General features: G+C 70.9%; 23 protein-coding genes, 2 tRNA genes and 1 pseudogene. 15 read left to right on the forward strand and 11 right to left on the reverse strand.

The window, feature by feature from the left end; all coding sequences use genetic code 11:
* Nucleotides 1-390: 390 nt before the first annotated feature.
* From ACWEFJ_RS07385 to ACWEFJ_RS07400, 4 genes are all read right to left on the reverse strand, one after another.
* Complete coding sequence (locus ACWEFJ_RS07385) at nt 391-1,380, reverse strand: ParB/RepB/Spo0J family partition protein (RefSeq protein ID WP_378086283.1); 990 nt, start codon at nt 1,378-1,380, stop codon at nt 391-393.
* Nucleotides 1,377-2,288 carry a ParA family protein gene (locus tag ACWEFJ_RS07390; protein ID WP_378086281.1) on the reverse strand — a complete coding sequence of 304 codons (912 nt, stop codon included), beginning with the start codon at nt 2,286-2,288 and terminating at the stop codon, nt 1,377-1,379. The genes ACWEFJ_RS07385 and ACWEFJ_RS07390 overlap by 4 nt, the downstream gene beginning before the upstream one ends.
* Nucleotides 2,289-2,404: 116 nt before the next feature.
* The gene (gene rsmG, locus ACWEFJ_RS07395) at nt 2,405-3,082 is read right to left on the reverse strand and encodes a 16S rRNA (guanine(527)-N(7))-methyltransferase RsmG (protein ID WP_449713226.1); all 678 of its coding nucleotides are present in this window, start codon (nt 3,080-3,082) and stop codon (nt 2,405-2,407) included.
* Between the two features lie 197 nt (nt 3,083-3,279).
* Nucleotides 3,280-3,738 carry an NUDIX hydrolase gene (locus tag ACWEFJ_RS07400; RefSeq protein ID WP_378086277.1) on the reverse strand — a complete coding sequence of 153 codons (459 nt, stop codon included), beginning with the start codon at nt 3,736-3,738 and terminating at the stop codon, nt 3,280-3,282.
* A 39-nt stretch (nt 3,739-3,777) separates the two neighbouring features.
* Between ACWEFJ_RS07400 and ACWEFJ_RS07405 the strand changes: the two genes are divergently transcribed.
* Nucleotides 3,778-4,761: a methyltransferase domain-containing protein gene (locus ACWEFJ_RS07405; RefSeq protein WP_449713227.1), complete on the forward strand. Its 984-nt coding sequence runs from the start codon at nt 3,778-3,780 to the stop codon at nt 4,759-4,761.
* Between the two features lie 192 nt (nt 4,762-4,953).
* Here the strand turns inward: ACWEFJ_RS07405 and ACWEFJ_RS07410 are convergent, their stop codons facing one another.
* From ACWEFJ_RS07410 to rpmH, 5 genes are read right to left on the reverse strand one after another with little or no spacing between them, the layout of a single operon-like run.
* The gene (locus ACWEFJ_RS07410; protein WP_378086366.1) at nt 4,954-5,469 is read right to left on the reverse strand and encodes a Jag family protein; all 516 of its coding nucleotides are present in this window, start codon (nt 5,467-5,469) and stop codon (nt 4,954-4,956) included.
* A 45-nt stretch (nt 5,470-5,514) separates the two neighbouring features.
* Entirely contained in the window at nt 5,515-6,561 is a 1,047-nt protein-coding gene (yidC, locus tag ACWEFJ_RS07415) for a membrane protein insertase YidC (protein WP_378086273.1), read from the reverse strand.
* Between the two features lie 3 nt (nt 6,562-6,564).
* Nucleotides 6,565-6,837 (reverse strand): membrane protein insertion efficiency factor YidD, encoded by a 273-nt coding sequence (yidD, locus tag ACWEFJ_RS07420; protein WP_378086271.1) that lies wholly within the window; start codon nt 6,835-6,837, stop codon nt 6,565-6,567.
* The gene (rnpA, locus tag ACWEFJ_RS07425) at nt 6,834-7,175 is read right to left on the reverse strand and encodes a ribonuclease P protein component (RefSeq protein WP_378086269.1); all 342 of its coding nucleotides are present in this window, start codon (nt 7,173-7,175) and stop codon (nt 6,834-6,836) included. The genes yidD and rnpA overlap by 4 nt, the downstream gene beginning before the upstream one ends.
* A 13-nt stretch (nt 7,176-7,188) precedes the next feature.
* Nucleotides 7,189-7,332, reverse strand: coding sequence for a 50S ribosomal protein L34 (rpmH, locus tag ACWEFJ_RS07430; RefSeq protein WP_073897783.1), 144 nt, complete (start codon nt 7,330-7,332; stop codon nt 7,189-7,191).
* A 454-nt stretch (nt 7,333-7,786) separates the two neighbouring features.
* Here rpmH and dnaA point away from each other — a divergent pair, with 454 nt between their 5' ends.
* The 11 genes and pseudogenes from dnaA to ACWEFJ_RS07485 all read left to right on the forward strand — a co-directional run bounded on the left by dnaA (nt 7,787) and on the right by ACWEFJ_RS07485 (nt 21,760).
* Nucleotides 7,787-9,340 (forward strand): chromosomal replication initiator protein DnaA, encoded by a 1,554-nt coding sequence (dnaA, locus tag ACWEFJ_RS07435; RefSeq protein WP_378086267.1) that lies wholly within the window; start codon nt 7,787-7,789, stop codon nt 9,338-9,340.
* Between the two features lie 1,219 nt (nt 9,341-10,559).
* A complete protein-coding gene (dnaN, locus tag ACWEFJ_RS07440) occupies nt 10,560-11,696 on the forward strand; it encodes a DNA polymerase III subunit beta (protein ID WP_449713228.1) in 1,137 nt (378 codons plus the stop codon).
* Between the two features lie 43 nt (nt 11,697-11,739).
* On the forward strand, nt 11,740-12,654 hold the full coding sequence (gnd, locus tag ACWEFJ_RS07445) for a phosphogluconate dehydrogenase (NAD(+)-dependent, decarboxylating) (protein WP_378086263.1): 915 nt from the start codon (nt 11,740-11,742) through the stop codon (nt 12,652-12,654).
* Nucleotides 12,655-12,658: 4 nt separating this feature from the next.
* Nucleotides 12,659-13,801, forward strand: coding sequence for a DNA replication/repair protein RecF (recF, locus tag ACWEFJ_RS07450; RefSeq protein WP_449713229.1), 1,143 nt, complete (start codon nt 12,659-12,661; stop codon nt 13,799-13,801).
* Nucleotides 13,802-13,919: 118 nt separating this feature from the next.
* Nucleotides 13,920-14,420, forward strand: coding sequence for a DciA family protein (locus ACWEFJ_RS07455; protein WP_378086259.1), 501 nt, complete (start codon nt 13,920-13,922; stop codon nt 14,418-14,420).
* Nucleotides 14,421-14,656: 236 nt separating this feature from the next.
* Nucleotides 14,657-16,627 (forward strand): DNA topoisomerase (ATP-hydrolyzing) subunit B, encoded by a 1,971-nt coding sequence (gene gyrB, locus ACWEFJ_RS07460; protein WP_378086257.1) that lies wholly within the window; start codon nt 14,657-14,659, stop codon nt 16,625-16,627.
* A gap of 32 nt (nt 16,628-16,659) precedes the next feature.
* A complete protein-coding gene (gene gyrA / locus ACWEFJ_RS07465) occupies nt 16,660-20,496 on the forward strand; it encodes an intein-containing DNA gyrase subunit A (RefSeq protein WP_449713230.1) in 3,837 nt (1,278 codons plus the stop codon).
* Between the two features lie 26 nt (nt 20,497-20,522).
* Nucleotides 20,523-21,362 carry a DUF3566 domain-containing protein gene (locus ACWEFJ_RS07470; protein WP_378086253.1) on the forward strand — a complete coding sequence of 280 codons (840 nt, stop codon included), beginning with the start codon at nt 20,523-20,525 and terminating at the stop codon, nt 21,360-21,362.
* A 63-nt stretch (nt 21,363-21,425) separates the two neighbouring features.
* Nucleotides 21,426-21,499 (forward strand) — tRNA-Ile (locus ACWEFJ_RS07475).
* Nucleotides 21,500-21,534: 35 nt separating this feature from the next.
* A pseudogene (locus ACWEFJ_RS07480) lies at nt 21,535-21,648 on the forward strand (DLW-39 family protein); the annotation flags it as partial.
* Nucleotides 21,649-21,687: 39 nt separating this feature from the next.
* Nucleotides 21,688-21,760 (forward strand) — tRNA-Ala (locus tag ACWEFJ_RS07485).
* Nucleotides 21,761-22,107: 347 nt separating this feature from the next.
* On the opposite strand, the gene ACWEFJ_RS07490 is transcribed toward ACWEFJ_RS07485, so the two are convergent.
* Nucleotides 22,108-22,524: a DoxX family protein gene (locus tag ACWEFJ_RS07490; protein ID WP_378086251.1), complete on the reverse strand. Its 417-nt coding sequence runs from the start codon at nt 22,522-22,524 to the stop codon at nt 22,108-22,110.
* Between the two features lie 126 nt (nt 22,525-22,650).
* On the opposite strand from ACWEFJ_RS07490, the gene ACWEFJ_RS07495 reads away from it, so the two are divergent.
* The gene (locus ACWEFJ_RS07495; RefSeq protein WP_378086249.1) at nt 22,651-23,205 is read left to right on the forward strand and encodes a DUF2020 domain-containing protein; all 555 of its coding nucleotides are present in this window, start codon (nt 22,651-22,653) and stop codon (nt 23,203-23,205) included.
* A gap of 55 nt (nt 23,206-23,260) precedes the next feature.
* Here ACWEFJ_RS07495 and ACWEFJ_RS07500 read toward each other — a convergent pair whose 3' ends face one another.
* Nucleotides 23,261-23,869: a hypothetical protein gene (locus tag ACWEFJ_RS07500; RefSeq protein ID WP_378086247.1), complete on the reverse strand. Its 609-nt coding sequence runs from the start codon at nt 23,867-23,869 to the stop codon at nt 23,261-23,263.
* A 95-nt stretch (nt 23,870-23,964) separates the two neighbouring features.
* On the opposite strand from ACWEFJ_RS07500, the gene ACWEFJ_RS07505 reads away from it, so the two are divergent.
* Together ACWEFJ_RS07505 and ACWEFJ_RS07510 are read left to right on the forward strand one after the other, a co-directional pair.
* Nucleotides 23,965-24,513: a peptidylprolyl isomerase gene (locus ACWEFJ_RS07505; RefSeq protein WP_378086245.1), complete on the forward strand. Its 549-nt coding sequence runs from the start codon at nt 23,965-23,967 to the stop codon at nt 24,511-24,513.
* Nucleotides 24,514-25,398: a rhomboid family intramembrane serine protease gene (locus ACWEFJ_RS07510; protein ID WP_449713231.1), complete on the forward strand. Its 885-nt coding sequence runs from the start codon at nt 24,514-24,516 to the stop codon at nt 25,396-25,398.
* The last annotated feature ends 21 nt before the right edge of the window (nt 25,399-25,419 follow it).

Consider the following 25,419-nt stretch of genomic DNA (forward strand, 5'->3'; position numbering starts at 1 on the left):
CAACACCGAACGAACCAATGACGGCCCGTGTCCACTCGGACACGGGCCGTCATCGTCACCGTGACTAAAGACCCCTGGGTAATCCCCTACACCCCAAACAAATCCCATTTGTCCGTTTCGGGCCAACCACACCCACCACCCCACAACGGACCCGCCACACCACCACCGAGGCCCGATTTGACATGGGTTCGGGTGCCTTAGGCTGGTCGGAGCCGGCAGGTCTGGCGGGACGCTTTTCCCCGCCGGGCCTGCCGGCTACGGCCTGCCTGGGGTGCTCGTACGGGCCCCATGTCAAATCGGGCCGGACCGGCGTCCCGCACCGGCCTACCCACCAACCCGGCCCGTCGCCACCGGCCTACCCAGTCGCCACCGGCTCACCGCGGGTGAGACCTACTCCCCGCCCCGCCCCCGCTGCGCCGCCTCGGGCGACATCAACTGGATGATCCGCTCCAAGTCGTCAACGGACCCGAACTCCACCACGATCCGCCCCTTCCGCTGCCCCAACTCGACCTTCACCCGAGTGTCGAAGTTGTCCGACAACCGCTCCGCCAACTCCTGCAACCCAGGAGCCTGGATCGGCTTCCGCCGCGCCGCCTTCGCCTTGGCGGGCTCCGCCCCCTTGGCGAGCGTCACCGCTTCCTCGGTGGCCCGGACCGACATCCCCTCGGCCACGATCCGGGCGGCCAGCTCCTCCTGCACCCCGGGGTCCTCGACCCCCAGCAGCGCCCGCGCGTGCCCGGCGGACAGCACCCCGGCGGCCACCCGCCGCTGCACCGGCAACGGCAGCTTCAGCAGCCGGATCGTATTGGTGACCACGGGCCGGCTGCGCCCGATGCGGTCGGCCAGCTCCTCGTGCGTCACGCCGAACTCCTCCAGCAGCTGCTGGTAGGCCGACGCCTCTTCCAACGGGTTGAGCTGCACGCGGTGGATGTTCTCCAGCAGCGCGTCCCGCAGCATCACGTCGTCGGCGGTGTGCCGGACGATCGCCGGGATCGTCTTCAGCCCGGCGAGCTGGGTGGCCCGCCACCGCCGCTCGCCCATGACCAGCTCGTACGCATCGGGCCCGACGGCCCGCACGACGATCGGCTGCATCAGGCCGAACTCGCGGATCGAGTGCTCCAGCTCCCGCAGCGCCTCCTCGTCGAAGACCTGCCGCGGCTGCTTGGGGTTCGTCCGGATCGACGTGACCGGCAGCTCCTGGTACACCGCTCCGGCCACCTCGCCGGTCGGGGCGGTGGACGGCGCAGGGGTGGACGCGGACGTCTTGCCGTTCGCCACCGACCTCGCCGGCGACGGTGTCGCCGGGGTGCCCGGAGGCGGTCCGCTCGGGATCAGGGCCGCGAGCCCGCGGCCGAGGCCACCCTTGCGCTGTTCCGTCATGCCGACCTCATCTCCGCGCCGTACTCGGCGATCTCCCGTGCCGCGTCGAGGTAGCTCATCGCGCCCCGTGAGCCGGGATCGTAGGTGAGCACCGTCTGACCGAATCCTGGTGCCTCGGAGACCTTCACGCTGCGCGGGATCACCGTCCGGAGGACGGTGTCGCCGAAGTGGCCGCGCACCTCGCTGGTCACCTGGTCGGCCAACTTCGTGCGGCCGTCGTACATCGTCAACAGGATCGTGGACACGTTCAGCGTCGGGTTCAGGTGCGCCTGCACCAGCTCGATGTTGCGCAGGAGCTGCCCCAGTCCCTCCAGCGCGTAGTACTCGCACTGGATCGGGATCAGCACCTCCTGCGCCGCGACCATCGCGTTGACGGTCAGCAGGCCGAGCGACGGCGGGCAGTCGATGAACACGTAGTCCGGCTTGATCGGGTCCAGCGCCTCGGGGCTCAGCGCCTCCTTCAACCGCGACTCGCGGGCCACCATCGACACCAGCTCGATCTCCGCGCCCGCCAGGTCGATCGTCGCCGGCACGCAGTACAGGTTGGGGGACTGGCTGCTGACCTGAGCGGCTTCCGCCACGGACAGCTCACCGATCAGCACCTCGTACACCGACGGCGTGCCGGAGCGGTGCTCGACCGCCAGCGCGGTGCTCGCGTTGCCCTGCGGGTCGAGGTCGATGACGAGGACCTTGAGCCCGTGGATGGCGAGCGCGGCGGCGAGGTTCACCGTGCTCGTCGTCTTGCCGACGCCGCCCTTCTGGTTGGCGACCACCATCACGCGGCGACGGTCAGGGCGGGGGAGTTGGAGGGAGTCGGGGTGCAGGACGCGGGTGGCGCGTGCCGCTTCTTCCGCGATGGGGGTCCACACGGTGCTGGTGTCTCCTGCCGGTTCCACGTTGGTTGCCAAGTTGGGGTCTACCGCCGGGCGGAGCACTTCGCCCGCGCCCACCACACCTTCAGGCTCGGTTTCACGTGAAACACCGGCCGCTTGGAACACCGGTTGCAGGGGGTCGGGGTACACGGTCACCGATCCTTCCTTCTGCGACGCCCGCCTTCACGGCGGCTCGCCCGCTCGTCGCGCTCCACGAGCACGACCGTCGTCGGCAGTTCGAGGACATCGCCACCACAGGTGATGACGCGAGGCCGGATGCCTCCGGCCCGGCGCACCGCCTCGGCGTCGCGTTCCAGTTCTTCCGCGGCGCTCTCGCCCTTGAGAGCGACCAGACGTCCGCCGGGCCGGAGCAGCGGCAGGCACCACCGCGTCAGCCGTTCCAGCGGGGCCACCGCGCGGGCCGTCACGACGTCGCTGTCGGACAGCCGGTCACGCACCGGTCCTTCCTCGGCTCGCCCCCGGATGACGGTGACCTTGAGGTCGAGGGCTTCGACGCACTCGGTCAGCCACGCCACCCGCCGGGCCATCGGCTCCAGGAGCGTGAGGTCGAGATCGGGCCGCGCGATCGCCAGGGGGATCCCCGGCAGGCCCGCGCCCGAGCCTACGTCCACGACCCGTGAACCTTCGGGGAGCAACTCCGCCACGACGGCCGAGTTGAGGACGTGGCGTTCCCAGAGCCGGTCGACCTCGCGCGGTCCGATGAGCCCCCGCTCGACGCCGTGCTCGGTCAGCAGTGCCGTGAACGCGGCCGCCTTGTCGTAGTGGTCACCGAAGACCTTCTTCGCGCGGTCTTCCACCTCTGCGGCCATGTCTCCGTCCGGGACGTTTCACGTGAAACCACACCGGACGCCGGCGGCGGCCGGGTGTGGGCGATGGGGTTGGGCTTCTCGTCGGAGAGGCTGCGAGCCTCACGAGATGTGCCGGTCACCACTATGACGGATCACCCCGGCGACACGCCAAATCGAAGTGAGAAGTTCGACGTGTTTCACGTGAAACGCGCCCCGCTTCACCCCAGGTCCACGATCCGCCCGTCCTTGGGCGACGCGCGGAGGAGTTCCAACGCGTAGTCCACCGACTCGACGTGATCCAACTCGGGGATCTCCGCCACCGGGAACCACGCCGCCTGGTCCGTGCTGCCACCGACCTCGAAGGTGAGTTCCCCGCCGACCACGTGCGCCTCGTACATGATCCGGATGCGGTGGTAGTCGACCTCCACGCCGTCGCGCACCATCGGCCCGTGGACGTTCTGGATGCCGAGCAGCCGATCGACCTCGGCGTGGTAGCCGGTCTCCTCGAACACCTCGCGGACCACCGCGTCGTACGGATCTTCACCGTGATCGAGCCCGCCGCCGGGGAGGATCCACCTCGGCCGGTCCGGCCCGAGCCACCGGGAGAGCAGCAGCCGATCGTTCTCGATGATCACCGCGTAGGCGGCGACGCGGAGGTGCCGGGCCATCTCAGTCATACGGCGACCGTTTCACGTGGAACACGGCAAGGGGAAGAGATGTACTCGATCAGACCGGGCGCGCTGAGCACCATGGGCCACCCGCACAGCCTGGAGCACCTCCGTCACCTCGCCGACCGCGGGGTCGACGTGATCGTGTGCGCGCTCACCGAGACGGAACTGGCCGAGCTGGACCTGTCCGACGAGGCCGAGGCGGCATGGGACGCGGGCATGGCGTTCCACTGGCTGCCCATCCCGGACTTCGGCGTGCCGGACGCGCCGGACCTCGCCCCGGTGCTCGAAGACCTCCGGGCGGGCCGTCACGTCCTCGTGCACTGCTGGGCGGGCATCGGCCGCTCGTCGTTGATCGCGGGCGCGCTCCTCGTGCTGGACGGCGCGTCGCCCGAGGCCGCCTGGCAGGCCATCGCCGAGGCGCGCGGCCGCGACGTGCCCGAGACCGACGAGCAGCGCGCGTGGCTCACCACGTTCGCGCAGTCCCGCTTCTGGGACGACCAGGCGGCGACGTTCGACGAGGACGCCGACCACGGGCTGCGTGACCCGGACGTCCGCCGCGCGTGGCGGGAACTGCTCCTGTCCCTGCTGCCGCCCGCGCCGGCGCGCGTGGTCGACCTCGGGTGCGGCACCGGCAGCCTCACCGCGTTGCTCGCGGGGGAGGGGTACGACGTGCGCGGGCTCGACCTGTCCGAGCGCATGGTCGCCGCCGCCCGCGTGAAGGCGCCGGGGGTCGAGTTCCGCCAGGGCGACGCCGCGCGCCCGCCGTACCCGCCGGGGTCGTTCGACGTGGTGCTGGTGCGGCACGTGCTGTGGGCGCTGCCCGACCCGGCGGCCGCGCTCGACCGCTGGCACGCCCTCCTCCGGCCGGGTGGACGCCTGGTCCTCATCGAGGGCCGCTGGTCGACCGGCGCGGGCCTCACCGCCGCCGAGTGCGTCGCGCTGCTGGGGGAGGGGCACGTCGTCCCGCTCACCGACCCCGCCCTGTGGGGCCGCGAACTGGATGACGAGCGCTACGCGATCGTGGCCTGACCCGCCCCAGGGACGCGCCCACCCCACACCGGCCCACCCCACAACCGGCCCAGTCTCGCCCTCGGCCCGGGGATCGGCCTACCCGAACCGACTCGCCCTGCGCACCACCGCACTCGGCCGATCACCGCACGGACGGGCAAGCAGAACGGCCCCGGTCCCACCAGGGGACCGGGGCCGTCGTTCCGCGACCGCTCAGGGCTTGGGCAGCACCACCACGCGGCGCTGCGGCTCCTCGCCCTCGCTCTCGCTGTGCACGCCCGCCACCGCGGCGACGGCGTCGTGCACGACCTTCCGCTCGAACGGCGTCATCGGGTGCAGCCGCACCTTCTCACCGGTGGCCCGCACCTTCTCCGCGGTGGTCCGCCCGAGGTCGGCCAGCTCGGCCCGACGCCCGGCGCGCCACCCGGCGATGTCCAGCATGAGCCGGCTGCGCACGCCCGTCTCCTGCTGGACGGCGAGCCGGGTCAGCTCCTGCAAGGACTCCAGGACCGTGCCGCGGGGACCGACCAGCTTCTCCAGGTCGTCACCGCCGTCGATGCTCACGATCGCCCGACCCGCCTCGACGTCGAGGTCGATGTCGCCGTCGTAGTCGAGCAGGTCCAACAGCCGCTCGAGGTAGTCCCCGGCGATGTCGCCCTCCTGGACGAGCAGGTCCTCCGAAGTCCCCGACCGCGCCGGTGGGACCTGGCCGGCCTCCGGTGCGTCCACGTCGGCCGCCTGCAACGTCTCCGACACGATGTCTCCTCTCCAGGGTCAACGACGCTTCTTGTTGCCCTGCTTCTTGCCTGGGGATCGGTCTGGGCTCAGACCGGGAATCTCGGTGGACGGCGGCACGGCCTCGGCGGGCTCGTCGCCGTCCGGCGCGGGCTTCGCGGCGGCGGCCGCCGGCGGGCTGCCGGCGGGCTTGCGCTGCTGGGGCTTCTGACCGGGCTTCGGCTTGGTCACGGGCTTGGCCCCCGGCTTCGGCGCGAGCGCCGTGCGCTGCGCGGTCGCCTCGACCTTCTTCGCCTCTTCCTCGCGGTCGATGCGGTGGTACACGACGTACTGCTGACCCAGCGTCCACGCGTTGTTGCTCAGCCAGTAGAGCAGGATCGCGATGGGGAAGAAGAGACCACCGACGAGCACGCCCAGCGGGAAGATGTAGAGCGTCAGCTTGTTCATGATCGCGGTCTGCGGGTTGTCCGCCGCGGCCTGCGTCTGCCGGGCCACCGAGTGGCGCGCGGTGAAGTGCGTCGCGATCGAGGCGATGATCATCAGCGGGATGGCCACGTACAGCACCGCGCTGCGCTCGGTGCCGAAGTCCGTCAGCGACGGCTGGCCCGGGTCGTCCCACGGCATCGTGATGAACGTCGACAGGTTCGCGCCGAACAGCTTCGCGTTGACGAAGGACTCCACGCCCTGGGCGTCGAAGAAGTAGACCTCGCCCCAGCCGGGCTTGAACGACCGCAGCACGTGGAACAGGCCGATGAACACCGGGATCTGCACCAGCATCGGCAGGCAGCCGCCCAGCGGGTTGACGCCGTGCTCCGACTGGAGCTTCTGCATCTCCTGCGCCTGGCGCTGCCGGTCGTTCGCGTACTTCTTCTTGATCTTCTGCAGCTCGGGCGCGAACTCCTGCATCTTGCGCATCGAGCGGACCTGGCCGACGAACGGCTTGAACAGCAGCGCGCGGAGCGTGAAGACGAGGAACACCACGCTCAGGGCCCACGCGAACCCGCTCGACTCGCCGAAGATGTGGCCGAACACCCAGTGCCAACACCACAGGATGAAGGACACCGGGTAGTAGATGAAGTTGAGCACTAGCTACTCCTCGGCAGGAAGGTCGGGGACCGCGTTTCGCCTCGGCGGAACCGGGTCCAGGCCACCAGGGTGCCAGGGTCCGCAGCGGCCCAGCCGGCGCAGGGTCAGCCAGGATCCGCGCAGCGCACCGTGGACGGTCAACGCCTCCACCGCGTACGCACTGCACGTCGGGTGGAAACGGCAGGTCGGGGGCAGCGCCGGTGAGATGAACTTCCGGTAGAAGCGCACCGGCAGCAGCAACGCCCGCACGACGGGGCTCACCTGGACGGTCGTCATCGCAGCACCTTGTGCAGCGCCGCGTCGAGGTCCCGGCCGAGCTCGGCGCTGTCCGCATCGGCTGACGGTGCCAACGCGCGCACGACGAGCGAAGTTCCGGGCGGCAACGAGTCGAGGCGGTCCCGCACCACGTGGCGGAGCCTGCGGCTCACCCGGTGCCGGACCACGGAGTTGCCCACGGCCTTGCTCACGACGAAGCCCACCTTGGACGGGTCCAAGGTGGGCTGCGCCGACGTCAGGACGTGCACCACCAGCCGGGACCGGCCGGCCCGGCGGCCCCGGCGGACCACCAGGCCGAAGTCCTGGCTGCGGGTCAGCCGGTTGGCCGCGGGTAGCACGGCGCTGCGGCGATCAGGCGGACAGCTGCTTGCGGCCCTTGCCACGGCGCGCGGCCAGGATGGCGCGACCGGCGCGGGTGCGCATGCGCAGCCGGAACCCGTGCGTCTTGGCACGGCGACGGTTGTTGGGCTGGAAGGTGCGCTTACCCTTGCTCACGGTCGGACTCCCGGTGCTAACTGCCAAGCAGGTCTGTGGTTGTCCCCTGCGAACAAGCCCCGGGCGCGCGAAAAGCACCCCACGCAAGCGGGAGACGGTTACGAGGGTACGCAGCCCCCGGGTCGCGGTTCAAATCGGGGTGGCACCCGGGTGCGCGGCGCCCGCTCCGCCGCACGTAAAGGGCTTGCGCGCCGGTACGCCTTGTGGCAGGGGCCGCGCCTTGTTAGCGTGCTGCCTTCGCGGGTGGGCGCGGGCCGGACCGGGCTGAACCGCCGGCCGCCGCCACGCCGGTCGCAGGCACCGGGAGCAACGAGGGGATTCCGCTGCGCTCCGGGCCGCGTTCGTGCACAGTTGTGGATAACTCTGTGGATGCCTCTATTCTCCGTGTCCACGTCGTGGAAGTTCCCCGGGGGACTGACCGCGGAGCCGTCACCGAGGGGAGGGGAGCGCGGAGGTGTCCGACCACCAGGCCGACCTGGGTCTCGTGTGGGAGCAGGTCGTGCAGGAGCTGGCTGCCAGCACGTTGTCCCCCCAGCAGCGCGCGTGGATGCGCGTGACCCGACCCATCGGGCTGCTCGACGGGACCGCGCTGCTCGCCGCGCCGAGCGACTTCGCCAAGGAGGCGATCGAGCGCGCGCTGCGCGAACCCATCACCACCGCCCTGTCCCGCCGCCTGGGCCGCGCCGTCTCGCTGGCCGTGAAGGTCGACTCGCCGGACCCCGGCCCCGCGCCGATCCCGGTGGCCGGCCCCGTCCCCGTGGCGGTCCCCGTCCCGACCCCGGTGCCCGTCAACGGCGGGTTCGTGGTCGAGGCGGAGACCGAGGGCGAAGCGGAAGCCGAGGGCGAGGAGGTCGACGAGGAGGGCGAAGCCCTCGCCGCCGTCACCGAGATCTGGCCCACGTTCGGCGGCGGCCACGCCGCGCCGAGCGGCACGCCGTACACCCGGCCGGCCAACCCGGCGTCCTCGCAGACCCGGCTGAACGAGAAGTACAACTTCGACACGTTCGTCATCGGCGCGTCCAACCGCTTCGCGCACGCCGCCGCGGTGGCCGTCGCCGAGGCGCCCGCCCGCGCGTACAACCCGCTGTTCATCTGGGGCGAGTCCGGGCTCGGCAAGACGCACCTGCTGCACGCCGTCGGGCACTACGCGCAGCGGCTGTTCCCCGGCATGCGCGTGCGGTACGTGTCGACCGAGGAGTTCACCAACGACTTCATCAACTCCCTGCGCGACGACCGCAAGGTCGCCTTCCAGCGCCGGTACCGGGACATCGACGTGCTCCTGGTCGACGACATCCAGTTCCTGGAGGGCAAGGAAGGCACGCAGGAGGAGTTCTTCCACACCTTCAACACCCTGCACAACGCGAACAAGCAGATCGTGGTGTCCTCCGACCGGCCGCCCAAGCGGCTGGAGACCCTGGAGGATCGGCTGCGCACGCGGTTCGAGTGGGGCCTGATCACCGACATCCAGCCGCCCGAGCTGGAGACCCGGATCGCCATCCTGCGCAAGAAGGCCGCACAGGACCGGCTCGCCGCGCCCGCCGAGGTGCTGGAGTTCATCGCGGCCCGCATCGAGCGGAACATCCGCGAGCTGGAGGGCGCGCTGATCCGGGTGACGGCGTTCGCGTCGCTCAACCGGCAACCGGTCGACGTGCAGCTCGCCGAGATAGTGCTGCGCGACCTCATCCCGGACTCGCACGCGCCGGAGATCACCGCGCCGACGATCATGGCGGTCACGGCGGAGTTCTTCAGCGTGTCGATCGACGACCTGTGCGGGCCGGGCAAGACCAAGGTGCTGGCGCAGGCCCGGCAGATCTCGATGTACCTGTGCCGGGAGCTGACGGACCTGTCGCTGCCGAAGATCGGCCAGACCTTCGGCGGCCGGGACCACACGACGGTCATGCACGCGGACAAGAAGATCCGCAAGGAGATGGCCGAGCGCCGCCGGGTGTACGAGCAGGTGCAGGAGCTGACCTCGCGCATCAAGCAGCGCGCCCGCCACACCCCCTGACCCGCAAGCGCTTGCGCACACCACCCGTCGCCACGATCGGGTGATCATCGCCCCCTGCCCGAGTCCCTGCGCCCGGTCCCCGCCGGAGGACAACGGCCCGCACCGCCCCGGCCCCACCCAAGCCCGCACCGGACCACGCCCCCGACCGCACCCCGCGGCACACGGGATGCCGGCCCGACCGAGGGCCGCCCGCCACCCGAGCGCGGTCGCGTCCGTCCGCGCCCTCGATCCCGCCCGTGCGCCCTCCCGCGCCACCCGGTGCCCACCCACGGCCGCCCCACGGCCGTGCCACCCGTGGCCGCCGGCGAACCCCGTCCCGACCGCCCGCGCCTCCTGCGGCACCCGCCTCCGCGTCACGGTCGACCGCCCGCCCACCGAGGCCGCCCACCGTGCCCCTCGCCGCGCCCTCTCGCCGCGCCGAACCCGACCGCGCCCGCACCCGGGTGCCGCCGCCGCACCCGGGGACGCCGCCGTTCGCACCCGGGTGCGACCCGGATCCGCCGCCGCCCCGCCGGCGACACCCGGGTGCGCCCCGCCCGCGCCGCCCGCGACGGCCGTCGAACCCGGGTGCGGCGGCCCGGACCGGTGGGGGTCGTTTCGCGTCACCCGTGTGAGGTACCCAGGGGCCGGCGGGGCGCGGTCCAGCGCGTTCGCCGCCCGCCACCAGCGGCTCAGCTGCGCTCCCGCAGCAGGTGAACGCCCGGCCACGAGTTGTCCACAGGCCCGTGGAAGCGCCCCGTCGGGGGAGATTCGCCCCACCATCACCCTGTGCAGCACCCGGGTACAACTCGGCCCACACCCGGGGATTAACCCGGGGACAACTCGCCTCGCCTGTGGACCGAACGGACGAGCCCGGTAGTTCTCCCCGGGTGCGCCGACTTGTCCCCGGGTGACACCCCGTGTCCGTCCACACCTCCAAGTGGGCGACGAGCTGCGGGAACGCCGGTTGTCCACACAATCCACAGCCCTTACTGCTGTTGCTGTTGTCTTCCCTTGAAGAGATGAACAAAGAAAAAACAGGCGGGGCTCGGCCCCGGGGACGAGCGCTCGGCCGCGCTCCGCCCCGGGTGTGGCCCCGACGTGACGAAGTCGGTCCCGACGCTCTACGGTGGGGAGCCTCCGCGCCGAGGGTCGGAAGATCCGGCGAGGGCCGCGGCTCCCCAACCCCCACCGCAACGCATGCTGTTGTTGGTCATGCCGACTTGAGGAAGGACGCCTCATGAAGATCCGCGTCGAGCGCGACGGCCTGGCCGACGCCGTCGCCTGGGTCGCCCGCAGCCTGCCGTCCAGGCCGCCCGTCGCGGTGCTCGGCGGCATCCTGCTCGACGCCGGGGCGGAGGACGGCTCCGGCGAGGCGCTGACCGTCTCGGGCTTCGACTACGAGGTGTCCGCCCAGTGCGGCGTCCCGGCCACCATCGCCGACGGGGGCAAGGCGCTCGTCAGCGGCCGACTGCTGGCCGACATCACCAAGGCCCTGCCGAACCACCCGGTCGAGATCGCGGTCGACGGCTCCCGGATGACGATCTCGTGCGGCAGCGCCCGGTTCAGCCTGCCGACCATGCCGGTCGAGGACTACCCGCAGCTCCCGTCCATGCCCCAGCTCGCGGGCGAGCTGCCGGGCGAGGTCTTCGGCGAGGCCGTGGCCCAGGTCGCCGTCGCGGCGGGCAAGGACGACACGCTGCCGATGCTGACCGGCGTCCGCCTGGAGATCGGCGAGGGCAAGGTGACCCTCGTGGCCACCGACCGCTTCCGGCTGGCGATGCGCGAGTTCCCGTGGGAGCCGAACGAGTCCCTCGGCGAGGTCGCCGTGCTCGTCCCGGCCAAGACCCTCAACGACTCCGCGAAGACGCTGGGCGCGTCCGGCGGGAAGATCGAGCTGTCCCTGGCCGCCAACGACGGCCTGCTCGGCCTGTCCGGCACGGGCCGCCGCACGACCACCCGGCTGCTCGACGCCGACTTCCCGAAGTACCGCCAGCTCCTGCCGACCGAGCACTCGGCCGCCGCGATCATCGAGGTCGACGCGCTGGTGCAGGCGATCAAGCGCGTGTCGCTGGTCGCCGAGCGCGGCACGCAGGTCCGGCTGGAGTTCGTGGACAGCGGCCTGCGCCTGTCCGCGGGCGGCGACGACGAGGGCAGCGCCGAGGAGGAGCTGCCGGTCGAGTACACCGGCGACCCGGTGACCATCGCGTTCAACCCCACGTACCTGCTGGAGGGCCTGCAGGCCGTCCGCACGCCCAAGGCGCACTTGTCCTTCACCACACCCAGCCGGCCCGCGTTGCTCAAGCCGGTGGACGAGGATGGGAACGTGGCGCCGGGCTACCTCTACCTGCTGATGCCCGTGCGCCTGCCCGGCTGATCGACAAGGATCGCGACCACAGACGTAGGGAAGAGGAACGACCGTGCAGCTCGGACTCGTCGGCCTCGGCAAGATGGGCTTCAACATGCGCGAGCGGATCCGCCGCGCGGGGCACGAGGTGGTCGGCTACGACCGCAACCCGGAAGTCACCGACGCCGACTCGCTCGCCGACATGGTCGGCAGGCTCTCCGCACCCCGCGTGGTGTGGGTCATGGTGCCCGCCGGTGACATCACCCGGCAGACGATCGCCGACCTCGGCGACCTGCTGGAGCCGGGCGACCTGGTGATCGACGGCGGCAACTCGCGCTTCACCGACGACGAGGTCAACGCCAAGGCGCTCGGCGACAAGGGCATCGGCTACCTGGACGCCGGCGTGTCCGGTGGCGTGTGGGGCCTGGAGAACGGCTACGGCCTGATGGTCGGCGGCGACGCCGAGCACGTCGAGCGCGCCATGCCGATCTTCGACGCGCTGCGCCCGGAGGGCCCGCGCGAGGAGGGCTTCGCGCACGCGGGCTCCGTCGGCGCCGGCCACTTCGCCAAGATGGTCCACAACGGCATCGAGTACGGCCTGATGCAGGCGTACGCGGAGGGCTTCGAGCTGCTCGAGGCGTCGAAGCTGGTGCAGGACGTGCCGGCCACGATCAAGGCGTGGCAGCGGGGCACCGTGGTCCGCTCGTGGCTGCTGGACCTGCTGGTCCGCGCGCTGGAGTCGGACCCGGAGCTGGACGACCTGCGCGGCCACGTCGAGGACTCCGGCGAGGGCCGGTGGACCGTCGAGGAGGCGATCAAGCACGCGGTGCCCGCGCCGGTGATCTCCGCCGCGCTGTTCGCCCGGTTCGCGTCGCGCCAGGAGGACTCGCCCGCCATGCGCGCGGTCGCGGCGCTGCGCAACCAGTTCGGCGGCCACGCCGTGCAGGCCGCCGGTCCTTCGTCCGGTTCCGGCACGACCCAGAGCTGACGAGTTGTACGTCCGACACCTGCAGGTCACCGACTTCAGGTCGTGGGAGCACGCGGACCTGGCGTTCGAGCCGGGCGTGAGCGTGCTGGTCGGGCGCAACGGCCAGGGCAAGACGAACCTGGTCGAGGCGCTGGGGTACGTGGCCACCCTGGGTTCGCACCGGGTGGCCACGGACGCGCCGCTGATCCGGCACGGCGCGCCGCGCGCGGTGGTGCGCGCGGCGGTGGTCAACGAGGGCCGGGAGCTGCTGGTCGAGCTGGAGATCACGGCGGGCAAGGCGAACCGGGCGCGGATCAACCGCGGCCCGGTGCCCCGCCCGCGCGACGTGCTGGGCATCCTGCGCACCGTGCTGTTCGCGCCGGAGGACCTGGCGCTGGTGCGCGGCGACCCCGGCGAGCGGCGGCGGTTCCTGGACGAGCTGCTCACCACCCGCGCGCCGCGGTACGCGGGGGTGCGCAGCGACTACGAGCGCGTGCTCAAGCAGCGGGGCGCGCTGCTCAAGAGCATGCGGGCGTCGCGCAACGCCGACGTCGGCACGCTCGACGTGTGGGACGGGCACCTGGCCCGGCACGGCGCGGAGCTGCTGGCCGCGCGGCTGGACCTGGTCGCGGACATCGCGCCGCACGTGGCGGCCGCGTACGCGGAGGTCGCGCCGGAGTCCCGGCCGGCCCGGATCGCGTACCGGTCGAGCCTGGGCGAGGCGTTCCCCGATCTGATCGCCGGCTCCGCCGGCGGCGGCCCGCACGACCGGGAAGTCCTGGAGGACGCGCTGCTCGCCGAGCTGCACCGGGTGCGGTCGCACGAGGTGGAGCGGGGCGTGTGCCTGGTCGGGCCGCACCGCGACGACCTCGACCTGGCGCTCGGCGACCTGCCCGCGAAGGGCTACGCGAGCCACGGCGAGTCGTGGTCGTTCGCGCTGGCGCTGCGGCTGGGCGGGTACGAGCTGCTGCGTGTCGAGGGCGCCGAACCGGTCCTCGTGCTGGACGATGTGTTCGCCGAGCTGGACCGCGGCCGGCGTCGCCAGCTGGCGAAGGTGGCCGCCGGCGCGGAGCAGGTGCTGATCACCGCGGCGGTCGCGGAGGACGTGCCCGAGGAGCTGGACGGGCTGCGGTTCGACGTTCGACACGGGGAGGTGCGTCGTGTCTGACGAGTTGCCCCGAATGGGTGTGACGGGACACACAACTGGGGACAACCCTGTGGATGGTGTGGATAACTCACCGCCCGAAACGGACATATCCACAGACGGGGTCACTCCGGCGAGTGGTTTGAGGGGGGCGGACCTCGCCCGCGCCGCCCTCGAAGCCGCCCGCGCGTCGGCCAAGGAACGCGGGGTGCGCGGTCCGCGCAAGGGTGCGGCGGGGTCCGCCGGCCGCCGTCGCCGTCGCCGCTGGTCCGGTCCCGGGCCGGACGACCGCGACCCGCAGCCCCTCGGCCGGCTCGCCGCCCGGCTCGCCGCCGACCGCGGCTGGGTCGAGCGCCTGGCCGGCGGGCAGGTGTTCGCGCGGTGGCCGAAGCTCGTCGGGGAGGACGTGGCCGAGCACGCGCAGCCGGTCGCGTTCAGCGAGGGCGAGCTGACCGTGCAGGCCGACTCGACCGCGTGGGCCACGCAGCTCCGGCTGCTCCAGCGCGACCTGCTCAAGCGCATCGCCGCGGGGGTCGGCGACGGCGTCGTGAAGAAGCTGAAGGTGCAGGGCCCGGCGGCGCCCAGTTGGCGGTACGGCCCCAGGCACGTCCCGGGCCGCGGACCACGTGACACCTACGGGTGAGCTGCGTCAGGGCCGCAGCGGCGATCCTGTGGCGCGATGAGCGCTCACCAGTCGATTTTGACCCCGCGAACGGCGGTCGGCACCCATCTGCGTTCACTTCGGGCCGCCTGTGAGCAAACCAGGGGTGTCCTAAGTGGGTTTCTGTCGGTCTGCCCCGGTAGGATCGAGGGGTAGCGCAACCCAGCGTCGCCCGGCGACGGTCCCAGTCGCGTGAAGTCCGAGGAGACACCAGGCCCGTGGCAGCCAAGAAGAATGAGTACAGCGCGTCCTCGATCACCGTCCTGGAGGGTCTGGAAGCGGTTCGCAAGCGGCCAGGCATGTACATCGGGTCCACCGGCGAGCGCGGCCTGCACCACCTGATCCAAGAGGTCGTGGACAACTCGGTCGACGAGGCCATGGCGGGTTACGCGACGGTCGTGGACGTGACGCTGCTGGCCAACGGCGGCGTCCGGGTCATCGACGACGGCCGCGGCATCCCGATCGACATGCACCCGGTGGAGAAGCGGCCCGCGCTCGAGGTCGTGCTCACCACGCTGCACGCGGGCGGCAAGTTCGACAGCGACTCCTACGCGGTGTCCGGCGGCCTGCACGGCGTCGGCATCTCCGTGGTGAACGCGCTGTCCACCGCCGTGGACGTCGAGGTCAAGACCCAGGGTTTCACGTGGAACCAGCGGTTCGAGGCGACCAAGCCCGTGCACGAGCTGCGCAAGGGCGCGCCGACCGACGAGACCGGCACGTCGATCACCTTCTGGGCCGACCCGGAGATCTTCGAGACCACCGAGTACAACATCGAGACCATCTCCCGCCGCCTCCAGGAGATGGCGTTCCTCAACAAGGGGCTCACGATCATCCTGCGCGACGAGCGCGTGCAGGAGTCGGACGAGGAGGCCGACGCCGAGGGCCACGTCGCGGCCGTGCGCGAGCGCACGTTCCACTACCCCGGCGGCCTGGAGGACTTCGTCCGCCACATCAACCACACCCGTGAGGCGGTGCACCAGAAGGTCGTCTCGTTCGAGGCCAAGGGCGAGGACCTCGAGGTCGAGGTGGCGATGCAGTGGAACACCGGCTACACGCCGTCGGTGTACACGTTCGCCAACACGATCAACACCCACGAGGGCGGCACGCACGAGGAGGGCTTCCGCGCCGCGCTGACCCGCGTGGTCAACGAGTACGCGCGCGAGAAGAAGCTGCTCAAGGAGAAGGACTCCAACCTCACCGGCGACGACATCCGCGAGGGCCTGGCCGCGATCGTCTCGGTCAAGCTCAAGGAGCCCCAGTTCGAGGGCCAGACCAAGACCAAGCTGGGCAACAGCGAGGCCAAGTCGTTCGTGCAGAAGTCGACCAACGAGCACCTGGCCGACTGGTTCGAGCGCCACCCCAACGAGGCGAAGACGATCGTCACCAAGGCGGTGTCGTCGGCGCAGGCCCGCATCGCCGCCCGCAAGGCCCGCGAGCTGGTGCGCCGCAAGGGCGCGCTCGACATCGGCGGCCTGCCCGGCAAGCTCAAGGACTGCCGCTCCACCAACCCGGAGGAGTGCGAGATCTACGTCGTGGAGGGCGACTCCGCGGGCGGCTCGGCCAAGGAGGGCCGGGACTCCATGTTCCAGGCGATCCTGCCGATCCGCGGCAAGATCATCAACGTGGAGAAGGCGCGCATCGACCGCGTGCTGAAGAACAACGAGGTCCAGTCGCTCATCACCGCCTTCGGCACGGGCATCCACGAGGACTTCGACATCTCGAAGCTGCGGTACCACAAGATCGTGCTGATGGCCGACGCCGACGTCGACGGCCAGCACATCCGCACCCTCCTGCTGACCCTGCTGTTCCGCTTCATGCGCCCGCTCATCGAGCACGGCCACGTGTACCTCGCGCAGCCGCCGCTCTACAAGATCAAGTGGCAGCGCGCGGAACCGGAGTACGCCTACTCCGACCGCGAGCGCGACGGCCTGCTCCAGGCCGGGCTCGCCGCGGGCAAGAAGATCGGCAAGGACGACAACATCCAGCGCTACAAGGGCCTCGGCGAGATGAACGCCGCCGAGCTGTGGGAGACGACGATGGACCCGGCCAACCGGGTGCTGCTCCAGGTCACCATGGACGACGCCGCGACGGCCGACGAGCTGTTCAGCGTGCTGATGGGCGAGGACGTGGAAGCCCGCCGGTCGTTCATCACCCGCAACGCCAAGGGCGTGCGGTTCCTCGACGTCTGATCCTCTCCCCGGCCTCTTAAGGAAGTGCAACTGTGAGCGAGACGACGCTGCCCCCGGCCGGTGGAGACCGCACCGAGCCGCGCGACATCCAGCAGGAGATGCAGAACTCGTACATCGACTACGCGATGAGCGTGATCGTGGGACGAGCCCTGCCCGACGTGCGCGACGGCCTGAAGCCCGTGCACGTCCGCGTGCTCTACTCGATGTTCGACTCGGGCTTCCGCCCGGACCGCAGCTACAACAAGTGCGCCCGCGTGGTCGGCGACGTGATGGGCAACTACCACCCGCACGGCGACTCGGCCATCTACGACGCGCTGGTCCGCCTCGCCCAGCCGTGGGCCATGCGCTACCCGCTCATCGACGGCCAGGGCAACTTCGGCTCCCAGGGCAACGACCCGGCAGCCGCGATGCGTTACTGCGTGTCACCGGAAACCCGGATTCGCCTGGCAGACGGCTCGACGCCGCGCATCGGCGACATCGTCCCCGACGCCCAACCGAACAGCGACAACCCGATCGACCTCAAGGTGCTGGACCGCAACGGCAACCCGGTGCGCGCCGACATGCTGTTCCACTCCGGCGACCACCCCACGCTGAAGCTGCGCACCAGGAACGGCTACGAGCTGACCGGCACGCACAACCACCCGGTCCTGTGCCTGGTGAACGTGCTCGGGGTGCCGACCCTGCTGTGGAAGCTCCTGGAGGAGGTCCAGCCGGGTGACCGGGTGGTCCTGCAGCGCCTGCCGCAGGAGGCCGGCGAGCTGCCGGAGATCGGCCACTACTCGGCGGCGATCCTCGCCGGCGCGTTCGTCAGCGAGGGGTTCGTCTCGGCGGACCGGGCCGGGTTCAACAACATCGACGCGGAGTACTTCCAGCGCGTCGTGGACGCCTACGACGACGCGGTCGGCGGTCCGAGGTACGTGTACTCGCGCACCATCAAGTCGGGCTCCGTCCTGTACGAGCTGGACGTGCAGGACCTGACCCAGCTCCGGACGACGGTGCTCGGCGAGATGGTCGGGCAGCGCAGCGCCGCCAAGCGGGTGCCCGAGTTCGTCTGGGCGGCGGGCGAGGTGATCAAGAGGGCGTTCCTCGCGTCGCTGTTCACCGGTGACGGCTCGGCCTCGGCCCTGCCGCGCAACAGCGTGCAGGTCTCCTACTCCACGCGCAGCGCGCGGCTCGCCCGCGAGGTGCAGCAGTTGCTGCTGGAGTTCGGCGTGGTCAGCACGCTGGTGAACTACGAGGACGGCGAGATCAAGGTCGTCATCACCAACCGGCGTGACGCCCGCCTGTTCGCCCGCAACGTGGGCTTCCTCGGGGCGAAGCAGGACAAGCTGGACGCCATCCTGGACGCGGTCCCGCTCGAGAGCCGGGCGATGAGCAGCGACCACGTGCCGTTCGTCGGCGACTACATCCGGGCGCACGGCGCGACCCGCTGGACCGAGCGCGACTGGCTGCGCCGGCACAACGTGGACCGCGTCGAGCGGTGGGAGCGCGACTACGACGAGATCGCCGCGCGGATCACCAACCGCGAGGTGCTGGACGTGGTCGAACCGCTGGTCGACGGCCGGTTCTACTACGCGGCCGTCGAGTCGGTCACCGACGCCGGCGTGCGCCCGGTCTACAGCCTGCGGGTCGACACCGAGGACCACGCCTTCATCACCGACGGCTTCGTCAGCCACAACACGGAGTGCCGGCTCACGCCGCTGGCCATGCAGATGCTGGCCGACATCGAGGAAGACACGGTCGACTTCCGCGACAACTACGACGGCCGCATCCAGGAGCCGACGGTCCTGCCGTCGCGCGTCCCGAACCTGCTCATCAACGGCAGCTCGGGCATCGCGGTCGGCATGGCGACGAACATCCCGCCGCACAACCTGCGCGAGGTCGCCGACGGCGTGGTGTGGGCGCTGGACAACCCCGACGCCTCCGACGAGGAGACGCTGGAGGCGATGATCCAGCGGATCAAGGGGCCCGACTTCCCGACCTACGGCCAGATCCTGGGCACGGCGGGCATCGAGGACGCCTACCGCACCGGCCGCGGCTCGGTGAAGATGCGCGCGGTCGTGGACGTGGACGAGGACAGCAAGGGGCGGACCATCCTGGTCGTCAGCGAGCTGCCCTACCAGGTGAACCCGGACAACCTGGTGGAGAACATCGCCACGCTGGTCCGCGACCAGAAGCTGACCGGCATCGCGAACATCGCCGACGAGTCGAACCGGCGCGCGGGCATGCGCATCGTGATCACGCTCAAGCGCGACGCGGTGGCCAAGGTCGTGCTGAACAACCTCTACAAGCACACCCAGCTGCAGTACTCGTTCGGCGTCAACATGCTGTCGCTGGTCGACGGCGTGCCGCGCACGTTGCGCCTGGACCAGATGATCCGGCACTACGTGAAGCACCAGATCGAGGTCATCGTCCGGCGCACGCGCTTCCGGCTGCGCAAGGCCGAGGAGCGCGCCCACGTGCTGCGCGGCCTGGTCAAGGCGCTCGACCAGCTCGACGCGGTGATCGCGCTGATCCGCCGGTCGGATACGCCCGAGGTGGCGCGCACCGGCCTGATGGAGCTGTTGGACGTCGACGAGATCCAGGCGAACGCGATCCTGGAGATGCAGCTGCGCCGCCTCGCGGCCCTGGAGCGGCAGAAGATCATCGACCAGCTGGCCGAGATCGAGCTGGAGATCGCCGACTACAAGGACATCCTCGACAAGCCGGAGCGGCAGCGCGCGATCGTGCGCGAGGAGCTGCTGGCGATCGTGGACAAGCACGGTGACGACCGGCGCACCCGGATCGTGCCGTTCGACGGCGACGTGTCGATGGAAGACCTGATCGCGGTCGAGGACGTCGTCGTCACGATCACCCGGACGGGTTACGCGAAGCGCACGAAGACCGACCTGTACCGCTCGCAGAAGCGGGGCGGCAAGGGCGTGCAGGGCGCGCAGCTCAAGCAGGACGACATCGTGCAGCACTTCTTCGTGTGCTCCACGCACGACTGGATCCTGTTCTTCACCAACAAGGGCCGGGTGTACCGGGCGAAGGCGTACGAGCTGCCCGAGGCCAACCGCAACGCGCGCGGCCAGCACGTGGCGAACCTCCTGGCGTTCCAGCCGGAGGAGGAGATCGCCCAGGTCATCCAGATCAAGAACTACGAGGTCGCGCCGTACCTGGTGCTGGCCACGAAGAAGGGCCTGGTCAAGAAGTCGAAGCTGTCCGACTTCGACTCGAACCGGTCCGGTGGCCTGATCGGCATCAACCTGCGTGACGACGACGAGCTGGTCGGCGCGGTGCTGTGCTCGGCGTCCGACGACCTGCTGCTGGTGTCGGCCGACGGCCAGTCGATCCGGTTCCACGCGAGCGACGAGGCGCTGCGCCCGATGGGCCGCGCCACCTCCGGCGTGCTGGGCATGCGGTTCAACACCGGGGACGAGCTGCTGTCGATGGGCGTCGTCCAGGAGGGTCTGTTTGTTTTGGTGGCGACCGACGGTGGGTACGCCAAGCGCACGCCGATCGAGGACTACCCCGTCCAGGGTCGTGGTGGCAAGGGTGTGCTCACCATCCAGCACGACCGCAGGCGTGGGAGGCTGGTCGGCGCGCTCATCGTCGACGTCGACGACGAGCTGTACGCGATCACCTCTTCGGGCGGGGTCATCAGGACCAGCGCCAAGGAGGTGCGCAAGGCGGGGCGGCAGACGAAGGGCGTCCGGTTGATGAACCTCGGCGAAGGGACCACCCTGATCGCGGTGGCGCGCAACGCGGACGAGCCCGCGGACGTCACCAGTGGTGACGGCGGCGTGGTCGCCGACCCCACCGACGCCGCGGGTGCGACGCCGGCGGTCGGTTCCGCCGACGGTGACCAGGCCGAGCCTGCCAACTAGCGCGAACGAGAGGTTGAGGACTGCTCGTGACTCCACCCGAGAAGCCAGAGGACAAGACCGCGGTGATCACCCGGCCCGGCGCCGAGTCGACACCGGCGGCCGGGGCCACGCCCACCGGCGCCGAGGAGCCGGCGGTCGACGCCTCGGTGGCGTCCGAGCAGCCCGAGGCGTCGGCGGCCGAGGGCAAGACCGAGAAGGTCGAGCGGCCGGCCGCCGAGCAGGACCAGCACGGCGCGCCGCCGCCGTGGCAGCGGGTGACGAACGACACGCGGTACGGGGAGGCGCAGCAGGTCGGCCCGGCCGACCTGGTGTCCTCCCCGGACCAGGAGACGGTCGCGACGGCGCAGCCCGCGTACCCGGCGAGCGACCCGGACACGGTCGCGGTGGCCCGGCCCGTGGTGCCCGGCACGGGCGGTGGGGCGGGTGCGGCCCGCACGCAGGTGAACCTGGGCGCGAACGGGCGTCCGGCGGCGTCCGCGCCGACGGCGCGCCGGCCCGGGCGCGGTCCGCGTCGGGCGAGCCTGCAGGTCAAGCGGGTGGACCCGTGGTCGGTGCTGAAGCTCGCCCTGGTGCTGAGCGTGGCGTTGTTCTTCGTGTGGCTCGTGGCGGTCGGCGTGCTGTACGGCGTGCTGAACGGCATGGGCGTGTGGGACAAGATCAACAACACCGCGAGCGACCTGCTCCAGGGCAACGAGTCGGGCAGCGACCCGTTGATCAGCGCCGGCCGGGTGTTCGGCGTGGCGGCGATCGTGGGCGCGGTGAACATCGTGCTCTTCACCGCCCTGGCCACCGTGGGTTCGTTCGTCTACAACGTTTCCGCTGATCTTGCCGGGGGTCTGGAAGTGACCTTGTCCGAGCGGGAGTGATCTCCGACCACCCGATTTGGGGCCGCGACGGGGGGTGCTGTAGTCTTGCCGTCGTTGCCCCGAGGGCCTATAGCTCAGACGGTTAGAGCGCTTCGCTGATAACGAAGAGGTCGGAGGTTCGAGTCCTCCTAGGCCCACCGGAAGTTCACAGGTGTTGCAGAGGGGAATCGCCGTGAAGAAGATCATCGCACTCGTTGCGGTCGCCGGTGCGGTCCTGTTCTTCGTCAAGCGCAGCCGCACGGCGAAGGCTGACGCGGACCTGTGGCGCGAGGCCACTGCCCCCACCAACTGACCCGCGAGGGCGGTCCATCTGCCGCCCCCGTGCGGGGACGTAGCTCAATTGGCAGAGCACCGCCTTTGCAAGGCGGGGGTTAGGGGTTCGATTCCCCTCGTCTCCACTCGCTCTGGGCGAGGTGTGCCGACGGATTGCGTCGGCCGCCTCGCTCGTCGTGTTCGTGGGGTCGAACACCCCCACGCCCCAGCCGGGAGGCTCCGCCCCCGGACCCCGCCGAAGGTGCGGTGAGCGCCGGTGATCCGAGGACTCCGTCGCGCGGAACACCTCGACGTGGCGATCCCCGCGTGTGTTTCGGGAGAGTTAGGGGGCGCGAAAGTTTCGGTTGTCGTGTTTACTGAGTGTGCGGCCACCGGTCATCCCACGGGTGGGCCGGGGTCGTGTTCGCGGTAGGGCAACAAGTGAGGGCCCGCACCCAATGCCGCTGGGTGCGGGCCCTCGTCTTGCCCACTGCTATGCGTTGACGAGCGCCTGTTCCTGCTTGCGCGCGGCGATCACCTTGTCCACGGCCCAAGCGCCGGGACCGGTGAACGCCAACAGCAGGAACACCCACGCGTACACCGCGGCCAGCTCACCCTTGTTCTGGATGGGCAGCAGCCCGGCGGGCTGGTGGACCACGAAGTACGCGTAGGCCATCGCACCGGACGCGATCAGCGCGGCAACCCTGGTGCCGAGGCCGATGACGATCAGCGCGCCACCGACGAGCTCGATCAGACCGGCCGGGCCGGACGGCCAGTCGGTGATCGACACGGCACCCTTGGAGCCCAGCACGCCGAACAGCTTCTGCGCGCCGTGGCACAGGAAGAGCACGCCGACAACGATCCGGAACACAGCGATGGCATGGTCTCGACCGCGGTCAAAGATGTTCATCTTGACTCAGTCCTCACATTGCAGGGGCGGCCGGCAGGGTAAGGACACGCTAACGGGGATGACGTTACGTGCCTAGGTGGTCACGGTGTCGATTCACGATCCGGTATCTGATTGACTTGCTGCCCTATGAATCGAGTGCTGCTCACCGCCCTGCCATCCCTGCTGGTCGTCGGCGCGTTGGCCGCCTGCGGCCCCGGAGATCCCGTCCCCGCGCCCGACGCCGCGTCCACGACCAGCGCGGCGGCGACGACCACGACGACCGCGCCCGCCGGACCTCCGGCCGTGCCGGAGCCCACCGTCGACGGCCAGTGCCCCTACCTGGCCTCGTCCGCCGTGCAGGAGGCGAACGGGCAGCTGGTGCGGAAGGTTCGGCTGTCCGCAGACCAGCCGAACCCGGCGTGCTTCTTCTACGCCAACGCCACCGAGGTGCAGCTGTCGGTGTGGGTGTTCCAGGGTGAGCCCGCGACCGCGAAGGCGGTGGTCGACCGGGCCGCGCCGATCGCCGACTCGAACCCGGCCACGACCCCGGCCGGGTGGAACGGCGGCTCGCTGACCACCGACGCCGGGGCGGTCTACGCGGTGGCCAAGGGCGGCAACGCGGTGGTCGTGACCAGCAACCAGAAGCAGACGATCAAGACGCGCACGATCGCCGAGACCGTGGTCGGCAACCTGGGCCTCTGACGCACGGCTCCGCGCCCGCCCCGGGGTCGGGACGGGCGCGGAGCGCGGCTCACGGTCAGCTGCGGCTGTGCTGGTCGGAGACCTGGCCGTTGCGGGCCGCCTGGGGCCGCACCGACTCCGACGCGGCGGTGGTCGTGGTGGTCTCGGACGTGGGCTGCACGTCCTCCTCCTCCAGTCGCACCTCCTGCGGGCGCTTGGTCAGGGCCAGGTAGCCCGCCACCGCGGCGGCGGCGAACACGCCGAGCACCCACGGCCAGCGACGGCGCCGGGGCGCCTTGGCCGCGGCCAGTTCCCGACGCGCCTGCTTCGCGGCCTTGCGCACGTCCTTCGCGCGCACCTTGGCCTCCTTGCGCGCGCGCTCGGCGGCCTTCACGACCTCCTTGCGCACGCCCTTGGCCCGCTTCGCGAGCTGCTTGCGACCGCGCCGGGTGGACTTCTCGTAGCCCTCGGCCCGCTCGACCAGCGCACCCGCCTTGTCGGCGACGACACTCCGGACGTAGTCCCTGGTCACGCCGCGCTCGGCCAGCTTGCCCTCGGCGCGCTCCGCCAGTTGGACGGCCGCGTCGGCACCGACGTGACCGGCGCGGACGGCGCCGCGGCGAACAGCACGCACCGCCTTGCCGACCGACTCCCCGGCCCGGGTCATGGCGTCTACCTCATCCATATCGCGCTCCAGAAGCTGTCGGTCAGTCACGTTCCAGGCAGTACCCATCGTGCCCCTTCCCCAACCACCGCGCCCGGTGATGGCACGATGGGTGTGTGGCAGACAGCAACGAATCGTTCGTCGGGACCAAGGTGACGGCGACCCTGCACACCACGCAGGGCGACATCCGCATCAACCTCTTCCCCGACCACGCCCCCAAGACGGTGGCCAACTTCGTCGGCCTGGCCGAGGGCACGAAGAGCTACAGCGAGCCGAACGCGAAGGGCGAGTCGTCCGGGCCGTTCTACGACGGTGCGATCTTCCACCGGGTGATCGCGGGCTTCATGCTCCAGGGCGGTGACCCCACGGGCACCGGCCGCGGCGGCCCCGGCTACAAGTTCGCCGACGAGTTCCACCCGGAGCTGCAGTTCAACAAGCCCTACCTGCTGGCGATGGCGAACGCGGGCGCGAACACCAACGGCTCGCAGTTCTTCATCACGGTCGCGCCGACCACGTGGCTGAACTTCAAGCACACGATCTTCGGCGAGGTCGCGGACCAGGAGTCGCGCAACGTGGTGGACGCGATCGGCGCGACGCCGACCACCACGGGCGACCGCCCGGTCACCGACGTGGTCATCCAGAAGGTCTCGGTGGAGCGGTCCTGAGTGGCCGACTCGCCGATCTCCCCGCCGCCCGGTGAGCCGATCGGGGCGCGGCCCGACCTGCCGGTCTGCGCCCGCCACCCCGATCGGGCCACCGGGCTGCGGTGCGTCCGCTGCGACCGGCCGGCGTGCCCGGAGTGCCTGCGCGAGGCGTCCGTCGGCTACCAGTGCGTCGACTGCGTGAACCAGGGCCGGGCCACCGTGCGCCGGCCGCGCACGTTCGTCGGCGCGGAGTTCGGCGGGCGCCCGGTGGTCACCCCGGTGCTCATCGCGGTGAACGTGCTGGTGTTCGCGGTCACCGCGGCCCAGGCGGGCAGCGTGGCGGGCAACCAGCGGTCGCCGCTGTTCGGCGACCTGCTCATGTACACGCCCTCGGTCGCCCTGGGCGGCGAGTGGTGGCGGCTGCTCACGTCGGGGTTCCTGCACTTCGGGCCGCTGCACCTGGCGTTGAACATGATCGCGCTGTACGTGCTGGGCCGGGACCTGGAGCCGGTGTTCGGCCGGCTGCGGTTCTCCGCGGTGTACCTGGTGTCGCTGCTCGGCGGCAGCGTCGCGGTGTACCTGTTCGGCGGCCTGAACACGGTCGTGGCGGGCGCGTCCGGCGCGGTGTACGGCCTGATGGGCGCGATGCTGGTGGCCGTGCTGCGGCTCAAGCTCAACGCCGGTCCGGCGCTGGGCGTGATCGCGCTGAACGTGGTGTTGAGCTTCACCCTGCCGGGGATCTCGCTGCTCGGGCACATCGGCGGGCTGGTGATCGGCGCGGCGGTGACCGCCGGGCTGGTCTACGCGCCGGCCGGGAAGCGGAACACCTGGCAGGCGGCGGTCGTGGCGGCCGCCGTGGTGCTGCTCGTGGTCATGGCGGTCGTGCGCACCGGTCAGCTGGTCTGACGGGCGCTCCGGGCCCGCGCC

The sequence above is a fragment of the Actinosynnema sp. NPDC004786 genome (assembly GCF_053601135.1).

Excerpts from the sequence above, each read along its gene's own strand:
- ACWEFJ_RS07385 (WP_378086283.1), bottom strand. The coding sequence starts at position 1,380 with ATGACGGAACAGCGCAAGGGTGGCCTCGGCCGCGGGCTCGCGGCCCTG.
- rsmG (WP_449713226.1), bottom strand. The coding sequence starts at position 3,082 with ATGGCCGCAGAGGTGGAAGACCGCGCGAAGAAGGTCTTCGGTGACCAC.
- ACWEFJ_RS07400 (WP_378086277.1), bottom strand. The coding sequence starts at position 3,738 with ATGACTGAGATGGCCCGGCACCTCCGCGTCGCCGCCTACGCGGTGATC.
- ACWEFJ_RS07405 (WP_449713227.1), top strand. The coding sequence starts at position 3,778 with ATGTACTCGATCAGACCGGGCGCGCTGAGCACCATGGGCCACCCGCAC.
- yidD (WP_378086271.1), bottom strand. The coding sequence starts at position 6,837 with ATGACGACCGTCCAGGTGAGCCCCGTCGTGCGGGCGTTGCTGCTGCCG.
- dnaN (WP_449713228.1), top strand. The coding sequence starts at position 10,560 with ATGAAGATCCGCGTCGAGCGCGACGGCCTGGCCGACGCCGTCGCCTGG.
- ACWEFJ_RS07490 (WP_378086251.1), bottom strand. The coding sequence starts at position 22,524 with ATGAACATCTTTGACCGCGGTCGAGACCATGCCATCGCTGTGTTCCGG.
- ACWEFJ_RS07495 (WP_378086249.1), top strand. The coding sequence starts at position 22,651 with ATGAATCGAGTGCTGCTCACCGCCCTGCCATCCCTGCTGGTCGTCGGC.
- ACWEFJ_RS07500 (WP_378086247.1), bottom strand. The coding sequence starts at position 23,869 with ATGGATGAGGTAGACGCCATGACCCGGGCCGGGGAGTCGGTCGGCAAG.